This window comes from Desulfofundulus thermobenzoicus, from assembly GCF_009428905.1.
In the GTDB taxonomy this organism is placed as follows: Bacteria; Bacillota; Desulfotomaculia; order Desulfotomaculales; family Desulfovirgulaceae; genus Desulfofundulus_A; species Desulfofundulus_A thermobenzoicus.
On record NZ_WHYR01000026.1, the window covers coordinates 35,413 to 48,757 of the forward strand.

Here is a 13,345-nt window from a genome sequence, read left to right on the forward strand (position 1 = left end):
GGGGAGGAAAAAGATTTAGAAGGAATCCCCGTAGCCGCCAATGGCGGTGCCAGAAGATGACAAAAATGTCTTTTGGAAGAGGCGGTTAAATCTGCCCTGCACTCACAAACATGCTGATGTTACCTGAGAAAATATACACGGATTAACATAAATTTCTCCGGAATTAACCTTGTACGGTGAGTGCCGGGCTGGTTAACCTGATGACCGATGGTTGACAACCGACCACTTTATTAAAGGAGGTGTTCAGTGGTGGCGTACTTCATCGCGCAAATCTTACCGTACATCACGGTTACGGTTTTTATCCTCGGCGTTCTTTACCGCCTGTGGCGGTGGGCTGCATCCCGGATAGTGCATAATATCACCCTGTCCCCCTTCCCCCAGTCCAATGCGGAAGTCGCTGCCATTTATGCCCGGGAAATTATCCTTTTCAGGAATATTTTTAAATTTGACCTGCCGTTATGGATCGGCGCCTGGCCCATGCATGTGGCCCTGTTCTTTGTGCTGGGCGGGCACGCCATGGGTATTTATTTTCTGGGCCGGCAGTTTGTTTATATCGGCATGTCAGAGGCCCTCAGCGAGCACATGTCCGAGCTTTTGGGCACCTTTTTCGGTTTGATTCTCCTGGCCGGTCTGCTGTACCTGCTGTACCGGCGGGCGGCCATTGATAAAATGAGGCGGATATCCAATACAAGTGATTACCTGCACCTGTTCCTGCTCATTGCCATTGTTTCCGTTGGCAACTTTATGCGTTTATTCCCGGCCTACGGGATTGAGTATGAACCGGTGAAAGAATATTTAACCACGCTGCTTATGTTCCGGCCGGCAGCCATTCCCGACAACCCGCTCTTTTTAACCCATCTTTTGCTGGTGCAGGTTCTGCTCATGGTTTTCCCCTTCAGCAAATTGATGCACCTGTTTGGCATGTTCGGTATGCGCTGGATTGAAAACCGGGTTTATAAAGAACCGGCCCCCGGCCTGCCCAATGTGGATGTGGCCGCGGCCAGGGCCAGGGGTACGGGACTACCTGCCGGGGCTTCCGATGTGGCTTAAAAGGGGGGTGTGACCGTTGCCAGAAGTTAACGGATTGAAAATGCCAGCAAGAGCCACCGCCGATGAGATGCGTCACATCCACATCGAGCCGGTGCCTGACGATCAGAAAGTGGAAAAGGCGCTGCAGTACATGGATGAAATGCGTAAAAAATTCCGTTCCTTTGTTCTGGCCATGGAGTCCTGTACCAAATGCGGCGTCTGCGCCGAAAACTGCCATACCTATCTGGGCACCCGGGACCCCAACAATATCCCCACCATGCGGGCGGAGTTAATGCGCAAGATCTACCGGCGCTACTTTACCCTGGAGGGCCGCTGGTTCGGCAAGCTGGTGGGTGCCGAGGACCTGAGCCTGGACATCATTGAACAGTGGTATTCCTACTTTTACCAGTGCAACGAGTGCCGCCGCTGCGCCCACGTGTGTCCCTTCGGCATCGATACCTGCGAGGTGACCATGATCGGCCGCCAGATCCTGCACTGGCTGGGCATTGTGCCCAAACTGCACGCCAGTGTGGGCGGTGCCATGGAAAAAACCGGTAACCACACCGGGTTGACCAAACCGGCCATTGTGGACACCCTGGAGTTCCTCTCCGAGGAAATCAAGGATGAATTTGGCGTGGACGTGGTTTTCCCCGTGGACAAAGAAGGTGCCGATATCCTGTATGTGCCTTCCTCGGCGGACTTCCTGTTGAACCCTTATACGTTGATGGGGGCTGGGATGTTCTTTACCTACATTGGTGCCAACTGGACCATACCCAGTCACATGACCGAGGCCGGTAACTTCGGGCTGCTTTTCGACCAGCGCTTTACCATCCGGCACAATTTCACCCGTCTTTTGGATGCGGCGCAAAAGCTGGGGGTGAAAAAAATAGTCTGGGGTGAATGCGGCCACGGCTGGCGGGCCTGGAAGATGTATTTCCCGGGCATGGCCGACCGGCCCATCCGCTGGCCCATCACCCACCTGCACGACGAGGTGGCCTACTACATTCGCACCAACCAGCTGAAGCTGGACAAAAATAAAAACGACCATCCGGTGACCCTGCACGATCCCTGCAACTTCGTGCGCGCCTGCGGCATGGCTGAGACACTGCGCACGGTGATCACCGCCTGTGTGGCCGATTTCCGGGAAATGAGTCCCAACCGGGAAAACAACTTCTGCTGCGGTGGCGGTTCGGCCATCCTCTTTGACGATCCGGAAATGTACCAGCTGCGCATCAAATTCTCGGCCAAAAAGGCCGAACAGGTGCGGGCCACCGGTGTGGGCAAGGACGGCAACGGTATACTCTGCGCCCCCTGTTCCATCTGCAAGGCGCAGCTCTACCCCATGGTGGAGGAACACCAGTTGGGCGTGGAAGTAAAGGGTCTGATTGACCTGGTAGGCCGGGCACTGGTATGGAAGTAAGGGATTGGACATTGACTGGCCGTCCGGTAGATGGTATGCTTTTGCAGGGGGGGTGATGCGGCCCGGAATGCACCGGCAGGCGCCCGGGGCATGTCTCGCCTTCAGGCAGAAATTGGGGCTTGTATGGAGTATAGAAAGTGCGCCGTAATTAATCAATAACATGGATTTAGTGGGGAATCCTTTGGGGAAGACCCGCGCAGAATATCAATGGAGGTGCTTATTTAAATGGCGTCCATTAATGTTAATGGTGTTGAGATTGAACTGGACGAGGACGGTTTTATTGTTGACCCCGAACTGTGGAATGAAGATGTGGCCAAGGCCTTTGCAGCCACCGAAGGGATTCAGGAACTGACCGACGATCACTGGAAAGTGATTAACTACCTGCGGGACTACTACAAGCAGTTCCAGATCGCTCCCATGATCCGCAAGCTGTGCAAAGAAACCGGTTTCAGCCTGAAATACATCTATGAATTGTTCCCCTCCGGCCCGGCCAAAGGGGCCTGTAAGCTGGCCGGTCTGCCCAAACCCACCGGCTGCGTGTAATCCGGAGCCGGGAAATACCCTGCATTAAACAAGGGACAGGCATTCAGACGTTCCATCACAGGCACAAGCATCTGCTGCCCGCCTGCGAACAATCACCGGGGGTGGGAGGAACAGGCTGTGCCTGTTCTTTTGCCGGGGGCATTTTTCAGCAGCAGGAGATGTGTAAACGATGCTTAACAACAACAGCACCATACCACGCCTGGTAATAGGAGCGCCCCGGGGCCGGTCGGGCAAAACGACGGTAACCATCGGTCTGCTGACAGCCCTTGTGCACCACCGGCAGCTGACAGTGCAGCCCTTTAAAAAAGGGCCGGACTTTATCGATCCCAGCTGGCTGACCCTGGTAACGGGCAGGCCGTGCCGCAATCTGGACGGTTTTCTCATGTCCCGGGAAACCATCCGCGCTTCCTTTATTCACCACAGTATGGACGCCCATATGGCGGTGGTGGAGGGGGCCATGGGTCTGTTTGACGGTGTGGATATCGAGGGTAGCGGCAGCACCGCTGAAATAGCCAGAACCCTGAAGGCGCCGGTCATCCTGGTGGTGGATACCACCAGGATGACCCGCAGTGTGGCTCCCCTGGTCAAAGGCTTTATGGAATTTGACCCCGATGTGACCATCGCCGGGGTTATTTTGAACAAGGTGGCCCGGGCACGGCATGAGCGGATGTTGCGCCAGGCGCTGGAACGGTATTGCGGCATACCGGTTCTGGGGGTAATTCCCAAGGACAGGAACATGACTATTCCCGACCGCCACCTGGGCCTGATCCCGGCCGGGGAAAGGGACGACCTGCAGCATGCACTGCGGGAACTGGCCCGGGCGGCTGTGGAATGCCTGGACCTGGACGGCATCCTGGCTGTAGCCCGCAACGTGCCGCCGCTGGAAGAAAGACATGAGCGGGGCCGGATGCCCGCAAACGGCCGGGACAGCGGCCCGCTGATCGGCGTATTTCGTGACCGGGCTTTCTCCTTCTACTACCCCGAGAATCTGGAGGCACTGCAGGAGGCCGGAGCCCGGCTGATTTACATTGACGCCCTGTCCGATAACTCTCTGCCCCCGGTGGATGCCCTGTATATTGGCGGGGGGTTTCCCGAGGTGTTTGCCCCCCGGCTGGAAGCCAACGCGGGCCTAAGGGAGTCCGTGCGCCTGGCCATTGAAAAGGGATTGCCCGTTTACGCCGAGTGCGGCGGTTTGATGTACCTGGGACGAAGGATCACCTGGCAGGAGCGGTCCTATGAAATGTGCGGCGCCCTGCCCTTTGATGTATTGATGGAAGAAAGGCCCCGGGGGCATGGTTACGAAGTGGTGCAGGTGGTGGAAGAAAATCCTTTTTTTCCCTGCGGAATGATTATCAGGGGACATGAGTTCCACCACTCCCGTCTGACCAATGTGGACGGTGGATTGGGCTATGCCTTTCGGGTAATGCGGGGCAATGGGATTGACGGACAAAGTGACGGGCTGGTATATAAAAACGTACTGGCTGCCTATAACCACATTCATGCCCTGTCCTGCCCGGACTGGGCGCGAAGCGTCGTAGCCCGGGCAGAGAAGTACCGGCATGGAACCCCCGGGTAGAAGTGGGGATAGGGAGAGGGAACCTGGCGGCGCCGCAGAGTTTTGACTCTGCGGCGCCGCGCTTTATGTACATAGAAAAGAATTGTTTCAGAAAAAATAAAAATCAGATGGACTGCAAAGGTAGCAAAATGGGGGGTAAGATGTTGAGACCGGTGGATGGACGGCGGTTTGCATTGATTCTATTCCTGGCGGTGATGATGATCACCGCCGGCGGAATCATCACGACCCTCCGGCAGGCTTCCGCCCAGGAACGCACCCTTTACTGGGGTTTGAGCGGGGACGATGTATCGCGGCTGCAGGGCCGGCTGTCGGAATGGGGTTATTACCGGGGTCCGGTGGATGGATTTTACGGCAGCAGCACCCAGCAGGCAGTGGTGGATTTCCAGCTGAACAACGGCCTGGTGCCCGATGGAGTGGTGGGGCCGGGCACCTGGGAGGCACTGGGGTTTGGCCCCGTTGCGGCGGCTCCACCGGTGGAACCGGCGGAAGTGTCCCGGGGGGTGACCAACCGGGATGCGGTGTACCTGCTGGCCCGGGTGATCGAAGGGGAAGCGGCCGATGAGCCCTTTACTGGTAAGGTGGCCGTGGGCGCCGTGATTATGAACCGCACCCGCAGTGCCGCTTTCCCCCACAGCCTGGCCGGAGTGATTTACCAGCCCCACGCCTTTGAATCGGTGAGCAATGGTCAGTATAACCGCCCCATCAGTCAGGAATCCCTGCAGGCGGCCATGCTGGCCATGAGCGGGTGGGATCCCACCGGCGGCGCCCTGTACTTCTGGAATCCCTCCAAACCGGTCAGCCCCTGGATATGGAGCCGGAATGTGATTACCCAAATTGGCCGGCATGTTTTTGCCCATTAGCAGTTCCGGGTTCCGGGTTTCCAGTCAGGGGTTCGGAGCCAGAAGCTCCTGCTTTGACACGAAACCGGTAATCCTGAACCAGCAACACACAACCCGCAACTCGCAACCAGAAAGGATGTTTACAATGTCAGCTAAAAGGTGGATCTGGCTTCTGCCGGTTGTGGCCGCGGTGATGGTCACAGGCGGGCTGGGTTACTGGGGATATCAGCAATACAGCCTGCGTCAGCGGCTGGAGACGGCCCTGAACAATAAATATTACCGGGCCTTTTACTCACTGGTGGAAAATGTGCGGCACATAGAGGTGTTGCTTTCCAAAAGCCTGGTGGCTGAAGGGGCGGAACAGGACAGCCGCCTCTTCACCGAACTGTGGCAGAGGGCCAATGCCGCCCAGGCGGATTTAAACCAGCTACCCCTGGCCGATGTTCAGACCGCCCGCACGGCCAAATTTCTCACCCAGGTGGGGGACTATGCCTACTCCCTGCAGCGGCAGACGGCCGGCGGGCAAAATAAATCGGCCGCACAATGGGAAACGTTAAAGAACCTTTATCGCCAGTCAGCCGATTTGAACCTGGAACTGCATAACATTGAAGCGCGTATCGCCCAGGGCCGCCTTTACTTAAGCGAGCTGGCCCGGGAGAGCGGCCGCGGGGTGCAAAAGGAAGGGTCCCGCCTGGCCGACAGCAACTTTTCCGCCATAGAAAAGCATATGGAAACATTCCCCACCCTGATTTATGACGGGCCCTTTTCCGATCACCTGGAAAAAAGCGAGCCCAGGGGATTGACGGGCAAGGTGATTAACATGGACGAGGCGGGACAGCGGGCCCGGCAAATGGTGGACGGGGGAACTGGATATACGGTGGGCCGGGTGACCGAGGCCCGGGGGAAAATCCCCTCCTACCTGGTGGAGTTAAGACCGGCTTCCGGCACGGGCGAAGTTTACACGGTGGCCGTTACCCGGCAGGGCGGGCACCTGAACTGGCTGGCCGGGAGTCGCCCGGCGGGCAATCCCACCTGGGATATCAACCGGGCGCGGGAAAAGGCGCGGCAGTACCTGGTCGCCCTGGGTTACCGGGACATGGTGCCGGTTTATTATGAACAGCAGGGGGGAGTGGCCATTTTTAACTTTGCCGCCGTCCAGGACCGGGTGATCCTTTATCCCGACCAGGTTAAGGTGACTGTGGCCCTGGACAACGGGCAGGTTCTGGGGGTGGAGGCATCGGGCTATTTGATGAATCATCACCAGCGCCAGTTGCCCCGGCCGCGGATTAGCGCAGCCCAGGCGCGCCGGAAAGTCAGCCCCCGGCTGGGAAAGGTTGCCGGCGGCCGGCTGGCCCTGATTCCCGTGGCGCCGGATAAAGAAATACTGACCTACGAATTTCAAGGCCGGCTGGACAAGGACACCTACCTGATTTACATTAACGCCCTGGACGGCAAAGAAGAACAGGTTTTGCGGGTGGTGCGCAGTCCCGAGGGGATACTGACCCTTTAAACGGCGGTTTTATCATGTGCCGGTATGGCCGGCCTTTTCAAACGCCGGACTGTTTAAAATTTTGGTTAAACGGCCGCATCCGGTGCTCTTTTCCGTTGACAGCCGGCGGGCTTCGTGCTAGTATAAGACCTGAATTGATATGCAACCAGGCTGTGAAAGGATTGAGGGCATGTCAACCGCCACAGCGAGCCGGGGAGGGTGCAAGCCCGGCCGGGGAAGTGTCCGTGCCGTCCTGGAGCCGCAGGCTGAAAGGGTCAACGGAGCCCGAGTATGCCTTGCCGGCGGCCCGCCGTTATCCGGGTATGGAGGGGGCTGCGCCATCTGGTGCGGCCAATCTGGGTGGTACCGCGAGACCTGGCTCTCGTCCCATGGGGACGGGGGCTTTTTTAATTGGCCGGACAGGCATTTTAAAGAACAGGGGTGGTAAAATGCAGGATGCCGTCAAGGAGATTCTGGAGATTCTGGAGAACAATTCCCGCCTCAAGCCCGAGGAAATTGCCGTGATGCTCAACCTGGACGCGGGAAAGGTCCGGGAAACCATTGCCGCACTGGAAGAAAATAAAACCATTTTGAAATACATGACCCTGGTGAACTGGGAAAAGGTGGGGGAAGAAAAGGTTTCGGCCCTGATTGAAGTACGCATCACCCCCCAGCGGGATGTGGGTTTTGACGGGGTGGCCGAGCGGATCTACCGTTATCCCGAAGTGCGCAGCGTGCGCCTCATGTCCGGCGCCTACGACCTGGCTGTATTTATCGAAGGGCGCACCATGCGGGAGGTGAGCCACTTTGTGGCCACCAGGCTGGCCACCATTGAAGGGGTGATCAGCACCACCACCCACTTCGTCCTGAAAACCTACAAGCAGGACGGGGTAATCGTGGAGGACGGGGAAGAAAACCGCCGGCTGAAAGTAACCCCTTGACCCGGCGCTCACTGGTAAAAATGCTCATTCCAGGGTTAAGGCAACTGGCAGTGGCAGATTTGGTCTTCGCAGTACGGCCTGTTTGGCGAGTGCCGGGCGGCCACGGAAATAAATCACAGGAAAACGGCCTGAATATTAGCTCATTGGTTTAACAAGTTACCTTGAAGGAGGATTGGCAATAATGACCGGATCCCTTTGCGAGCGGATCAATCCAGTGGTACGGGATATGCCCCCCTCGGGCATACGCCGTTTTTTCGACCTGGTGGCGGAAACCAGGGGGGTTATATCCCTGGGGGTGGGTGAACCGGACTTTGTCACCCCCTGGCATATCCGGGAAGCCTGCATCTACTCCCTGGAAAAGGGTTATACCATGTACACCTCCAACAGCGGCCTGCTGGAACTGCGGGAGGCCATTGCCCGGGACCTGGGCTGTTCCTACGGTGTGGTCTATGATCCCCGGGAGGAGATACTGGTTACCGTGGGGGTGAGCGAAGGCCTGGACCTGGCCATGCGGGCGCTGGTTTGCCCCGGCGACGAAGTAATCATGGCCGAACCCTCCTACGTGTCCTACGCGCCGGCGGTGCTGCTGTCCGGGGGCCGGGTGGTGACCATACCCACCACCATGGAAAAAGGTTTTTGCCTGAAAGCCCACCAGGTGGAAAGGGCCATCACCCCCCGGACCAAAATACTCTTGCTTTCCTACCCCAACAATCCCACCGGAGCGGTCATTGACCGCCGCACCCTGGCGGAGATAGCTGAGGTGGCCGTGGCCCGGGATCTGCTGGTAATATCCGATGAAATTTACGACAAGCTGACCTATGTGGGCGAGCATACCTGCGTGGCCAGCCTGCCGGGAATGAAGGAGCGCACCATTTTGTTAAACGGCTTCTCCAAGGCCTACGCCATGACCGGCTGGCGGCTGGGATATGCCTGCGGCCCGGCCGAAATTATCGCCGCCATGACCAAGATCCACCAGTACTCCATCCTCTGTGCACCCATTACCGCCCAGATGGCCGCCCTGGAGGCGTTGCGCAACGGCCGGGCCATGATGGAGCGCATGGTCAGGGAATACAACCGCCGCCGCCGCCTGGTCTGCCAGGCCTTCCGGGACATGGGCCTCAACTGCTTTGAGCCCGGGGGGGCCTTTTATGCCTTTCCGGAGATCCGGGCCACCGGGCTCACCTCCGAACAATTCGCCCAGCAGCTCCTTCTGGAGGAGAAGGTGGCCGTGGTGCCCGGCGATGCCTTCGGGCCCGGCGGCGAAGGCTTTGTGCGCTGCTCCTACGCCGCCTCCCTGGAGGATATTTCCGAAGCCCTGAAACGCATGGCCCAGTTTGTCCGCCGCCTGGGAGTGAAACCGCGGCTGATTTCCACGGCACACCGGTCTACACCGCCGCCGGAGAGGATTGCCTCGGTTGCCGGTGCACTGTCTTCGTGAAAAAACCAGGAGGATTTTTTACGAAGGTTGCCAATGCCTTCCGAGTGTGCCTGCCGCCCCGGCTATGGATGACTGAAAACACCCGTCTTTCATTGGGCTACAGGATTGCAAAAGGCAATTTTCTATAAATATTTCCCCGCCGGCAGGAATTTTGACCCGGCAGGGAGAATTACCACATACTATACCCACCCGGACCCTGTCCGGGTGGGTACAATCTAAAAGCAGGATGGGAGGACGGTTGTTTATGAAATGGCTGCTGCTGGGTATTTTTGTGTGTGTCCTGCTCTACAGCGGCTACCGCAGTATGGTGCGTACCCGCACGGTGAATGACTTCTTCCTGGGCGGGCGGGCCATGGGTCCCTGGCTTTCGGCCTTTGCTTACGGCACCACCTATTTCTCGGCGGTTATTTTTATTGGTTATGCCGGCAAGGTGGGTTGGGGCTTCGGCCTGGCCGGCCTGTGGATCGTCCTGGGCAACACCCTGCTGGGCAGCCTGCTGGCCTGGCTGGTGCTGGCCAAACGGACGCGTTTAATGACGGCCCGCCTGGGAGCCATGACCATGCCCGAGTTTCTGGAAGCCCGTTATCAGTGCCCCTCAATGAAAATATTCAGCGCACTGGTTATTTTTCTTTTTCTGGTTCCCTATTCCGCCTCGGTTTATATGGGTCTGAGTTATTTGTTCAACCAGATATTCGGCATCCCCTACCTCTACGCCGCCCTGCTCATGTGCCTGCTGACGGCCGTATACCTGGTAATGGGCGGCTACCGGGCGGTGGCCCTGACCGATTTCATCCAGGGGCTGGTCATGCTGGCCGGCGTCGGTGCCCTGCTCTATTTTGTGCTGGCCGCTCCCCAGGTGGGCGGCCTGCTGCCGGGCATAAAACGGCTGGCGGAAATCAACCCCGGGCTGGCGAGTGTGACCGGTCCCGGCGGGCAATGGTTGCCCCTGGCTTCCCTGGTGATTCTCACCAGCCTGGGCCCCTGGGGGTTACCCCAGATGGTGCAAAAATTTTACGCCATCAGGAACGAGCGGGCCATCCGCCCGGCCATGGTGGTGGCCACCCTGTTTGCCCTGGTGATTACCTTTGGCGCCTACTTCACCGGCGCCCTGACCCATCTGTTCTTTGACAAGCTGCCCCTGGATCCTGCAACTGGAAAGCCCACACCCGACATGCTCATGCCGATCCTGATCCACAACACCCTGCCGGAGTTCGGAGCGCTGTTGATCCTGTTGCTGGTTCTTTCGGCATCCATGTCCACCCTGGCTTCCCTGGTGCTGGTGAGCAGTTCGGCCATCTCCATCGACCTGGTGCAGGCCGTGCGGCCCGCACTGGGCAAAAAACACGGGGTGCTGCTCCTGCGCATCCTGTGCCTGCTTTTCATCGTCCTGTCTTTAATCCTGGCCCTGGCCAAACCGGCCATTATCTTAAGCCTGATGGCCATGTCCTGGGGTACGGTGGCCGGCGCCTTCCTGGCACCCTATTTATACGGCCTGTTCTGGAGGGGAACCACGGCGGCCGGTGCCTGGGCCGGCATCCTGGGCGGCCTGGGGATTTCCATCGTACCGTCCCTTTATTTCCATCTGGACCCGGGTGTGATCCCCATGGTAGGCTGCCTGGCCATGATCATTCCCCTGCTGGTGGTGCCCGCCGTCAGCCTGATCACCCCTCCCCTGCCGGCGGAAGTGCTGGACAGGGCCTTCGGTCCGGGTGATGCCTTCCGGAAAGGTCGGGTTTTACTTCAAAGTAAGGAAGTGGAGAGTACATGATCTGGGATCGACAGCATGAGTGCATGGACAGGAAAGAATTACAGGCACTGCAGCTGGAGCGGTTGAAGGAAACCCTCCACCGGGTATACCGGCGGGTTCCCTTCTACCGCCATCTTTTTGAGGCCCACGGTGTAAAGCCGGAGGATCTGCAGAGCTTAAGCGACATACGCCGCTTTCCCTTCACCACCAAGGCCGCCCTGCGGGATAATTACCCCTACGGGCTATTTGCCGTTCCGCTGAAAGAAGTGGTGCGCCTGCATGCCTCCTCCGGCACCACCGGCAAGCCCATTGTGGTGGGGTATACCAGAAAGGACCTGGAGACCTGGACCGAACTGGTGGCCCGGATGGTTACCCAGGCCGGGGTCACCAGCGAAGATGTGGTGCAGATTACCTTCGGCTACGGCCTGTTCACCGGCGCCTTCGGCCTGCATTACGGCCTGGAAAGGGTGGGGGCCACCATTGTTCCCGCCTCCGTGGGCAACACGGAAAAGCAAATTATGCTTATGCAGGATTTCGGCACCACGGCCCTGGTGGGCACGCCCTCCTATGCGCTGCACCTGGGGGAAACGGCCAGGGCCATGGGCATAGATCCCCGCAGCCTTAAAGTGAGGCTGGGGCTCTTTGGTTCGGAGGCCTGGAGCGAACAGATGCGTGCCGAACTGGAAGCCATGTGGGGAATGAAAGCCACTGACAACTACGGCTTGAGCGAAGTAATGGGTCCGGGGGTCTGCGGGGAATGCACCGTGGCGCCGGGCATGCACATTTCCGAGGACCACTTCCTGGTGGAGATTATCGACCCGGAAACGGGGGAGCCCATGGAATACGGGCAGGAAGGGGAAGTGGTCATCACCACCCTGACCAAGGAGGCCTTTCCGGTGGTGCGCTACCGTACCCGGGATATTTCGGTGATCAACCCCGAACCCTGTCCCTGCGGCCGCACCACCGCCCGCCTGCGCAAGGTGGTGGGGCGCACCGACGACATGCTGATCATATCCGGGGTCAATGTCTTTCCCTCCCAGATTGAAAGCGTGCTCATGGATATAAACGGCATATCTCCCCACTACCAGATACTGGTGGGCAAAAAGGGCTACCTGGATTACCTGGAAGTGCAGGTGGAAATGACGGAGGAGGCCTTCACCGGCAGCTTCCGGGATCTGGAGGCCATGGAAGAGAAAATCCGCCGCCGGTTACAGGCAGTCCTGTCCATCAACCCCCGGGTGCGTCTTCTGGAGCCCCACTCCATTGAGCGCAGCCAGGGCAAGGCCAAAAGGGTTATTGATAATAGATGTGAAGCAAAAAGTTCTGGAGGTTCGTCATGAAAGAGCTAATGACGGGTAATGAAGCCATTGCCCGGGGAGCCTATGTACACGGCGTTACCGTGGGTGTGGGCTACCCGGGCACGCCCAGTACCGAAATACTGGAAAATTTCGCCCGCTTTGCAGGAGTGAAAGCCCAGTGGGCGCCCAATGAAAAGGTGGCCCTGGAGGTGGGCCTGGGCGCCTCCCTGGCCGGAGCCCGGGTGCTGGTGACCATGAAACATGTGGGGGTCAATGTGGCTGCCGATCCCCTGATGACGGCGGCCTACACCGGGGTTAACGGCGGGCTGGTCCTGGTTTCCGCCGACGATCCGGGCATGCACAGCTCCCAGAACGAGCAGGACAACCGCCGTTTTGCCAGCTTTGCCCGCATACCCATGTTTGAGCCTGCGGACAGCCAGGAGGCCCATGACATGGTGGGCCTGGCCCTGCAGGTGAGCGAGGAGTTCGACCTGCCGGTCATGCTGCGCACCACCACCCGGGTGGCCCACAGCCAGAGTTTTGTGCAGCCGGGGGAGCGGCGGGAGCATACCCTGCGGCCATATGAAAAAAACCCCCGGAAATGGCTGATGGTGCCGGCCTACGGCCGCTCTCGCCGCCAGTCCCTGGAAGAGCGGCTGCAGAGGCTGCGGGCTTATGCCGAAAGCTGCCCGGTGAACCGGATCATCCGGGGCGACCGCCGGGTGGGGGTGATCACCAGCGGCATCAGCTACCAGTACGTGCGGGATGTGCTGCCCGGGGCGTCGGTGCTCAAGCTGGGCCTGACCCATCCACTGCCGGCGGAATTGATCCGCCGCTTCGCTGCCGGCGTGGAACGTCTTTTTGTGGTGGAAGAACTGGACCCCTACATCGAAGAGTTTGTCACCGGCCTGGGTCTGGCCGTTACGGGTAAAAAACTTTTTCCGGCCGGCAACGAATTTACCCCCGGTTTGCTGCGCCGGAAATTTCAAGAAGCGGGGATCGATTTGAACCCGTCACCCTCCCGG

At 58.6% G+C, this 13,345-nt stretch carries 11 protein-coding genes; all 11 read left to right on the forward strand.

Annotated features, from left to right (window positions below):
- The first annotated feature begins 249 nt into the window (after positions 1-249).
- Positions 250-1,050 (forward strand): respiratory nitrate reductase subunit gamma, encoded by an 801-nt coding sequence (locus tag GFC01_RS10575; RefSeq protein ID WP_341473903.1) that lies wholly within the window; start codon positions 250-252, stop codon positions 1,048-1,050.
- Between the two features lie 16 nt (positions 1,051-1,066).
- A complete protein-coding gene (gene dsrK / locus GFC01_RS10580; RefSeq protein ID WP_194174900.1) occupies positions 1,067-2,449 on the forward strand; it encodes a sulfate reduction electron transfer complex DsrMKJOP subunit DsrK in 1,383 nt (460 codons plus the stop codon).
- A gap of 225 nt (positions 2,450-2,674) precedes the next feature.
- Entirely contained in the window at positions 2,675-2,992 is a 318-nt protein-coding gene (locus tag GFC01_RS10585; RefSeq protein WP_152947018.1) for a TusE/DsrC/DsvC family sulfur relay protein, read from the forward strand.
- Positions 2,993-3,161: 169 nt separating this feature from the next.
- Positions 3,162-4,568 carry a cobyrinic acid a,c-diamide synthase CobB gene (locus GFC01_RS10590; RefSeq protein ID WP_152947020.1) on the forward strand — a complete coding sequence of 469 codons (1,407 nt, stop codon included), beginning with the start codon at positions 3,162-3,164 and terminating at the stop codon, positions 4,566-4,568.
- Positions 4,569-4,762: 194 nt separating this feature from the next.
- Complete coding sequence (sleB, locus tag GFC01_RS10595) at positions 4,763-5,428, forward strand: spore cortex-lytic enzyme (protein WP_243137462.1); 666 nt, start codon at positions 4,763-4,765, stop codon at positions 5,426-5,428.
- A 124-nt stretch (positions 5,429-5,552) separates the two neighbouring features.
- Positions 5,553-6,917: a germination protein YpeB gene (gene ypeB / locus GFC01_RS10600; protein WP_194174901.1), complete on the forward strand. Its 1,365-nt coding sequence runs from the start codon at positions 5,553-5,555 to the stop codon at positions 6,915-6,917.
- A gap of 428 nt (positions 6,918-7,345) precedes the next feature.
- Complete coding sequence (locus tag GFC01_RS10605; protein WP_152947027.1) at positions 7,346-7,837, forward strand: Lrp/AsnC family transcriptional regulator; 492 nt, start codon at positions 7,346-7,348, stop codon at positions 7,835-7,837.
- Between the two features lie 181 nt (positions 7,838-8,018).
- Complete coding sequence (locus GFC01_RS10610; protein WP_152947029.1) at positions 8,019-9,275, forward strand: aminotransferase class I/II-fold pyridoxal phosphate-dependent enzyme; 1,257 nt, start codon at positions 8,019-8,021, stop codon at positions 9,273-9,275.
- 244 nt (positions 9,276-9,519) lie between these two features.
- Positions 9,520-11,043: a sodium:solute symporter family protein gene (locus tag GFC01_RS10615; protein WP_152947031.1), complete on the forward strand. Its 1,524-nt coding sequence runs from the start codon at positions 9,520-9,522 to the stop codon at positions 11,041-11,043.
- Positions 11,040-12,362 (forward strand): phenylacetate--CoA ligase family protein, encoded by a 1,323-nt coding sequence (locus GFC01_RS10620; RefSeq protein WP_152947033.1) that lies wholly within the window; start codon positions 11,040-11,042, stop codon positions 12,360-12,362. Before GFC01_RS10615 ends, GFC01_RS10620 begins: the two co-directional genes overlap by 4 nt.
- On the forward strand, positions 12,359-13,345 hold a 987-nt coding region (locus GFC01_RS10625), incomplete at its 3' end, for an indolepyruvate ferredoxin oxidoreductase subunit alpha (RefSeq protein ID WP_479723382.1). The genes GFC01_RS10620 and GFC01_RS10625, both read left to right, overlap by 4 nt.

What these genes read in the sequence shown, in the direction of transcription:
- GFC01_RS10585 (WP_152947018.1), top strand. Translation starts at nt 2,675, where the DNA reads ATGGCGTCCATTAATGTTAATGGTGTTGAGATTGAACTGGACGAGGAC.
- GFC01_RS10590 (WP_152947020.1), top strand. Translation starts at nt 3,162, where the DNA reads ATGCTTAACAACAACAGCACCATACCACGCCTGGTAATAGGAGCGCCC.
- sleB (WP_243137462.1), top strand. Translation starts at nt 4,763, where the DNA reads ATGATGATCACCGCCGGCGGAATCATCACGACCCTCCGGCAGGCTTCC.
- ypeB (WP_194174901.1), top strand. Translation starts at nt 5,553, where the DNA reads ATGTCAGCTAAAAGGTGGATCTGGCTTCTGCCGGTTGTGGCCGCGGTG.
- GFC01_RS10605 (WP_152947027.1), top strand. Translation starts at nt 7,346, where the DNA reads ATGCAGGATGCCGTCAAGGAGATTCTGGAGATTCTGGAGAACAATTCC.
- GFC01_RS10610 (WP_152947029.1), top strand. Translation starts at nt 8,019, where the DNA reads ATGACCGGATCCCTTTGCGAGCGGATCAATCCAGTGGTACGGGATATG.
- GFC01_RS10615 (WP_152947031.1), top strand. Translation starts at nt 9,520, where the DNA reads ATGAAATGGCTGCTGCTGGGTATTTTTGTGTGTGTCCTGCTCTACAGC.
- GFC01_RS10620 (WP_152947033.1), top strand. Translation starts at nt 11,040, where the DNA reads ATGATCTGGGATCGACAGCATGAGTGCATGGACAGGAAAGAATTACAG.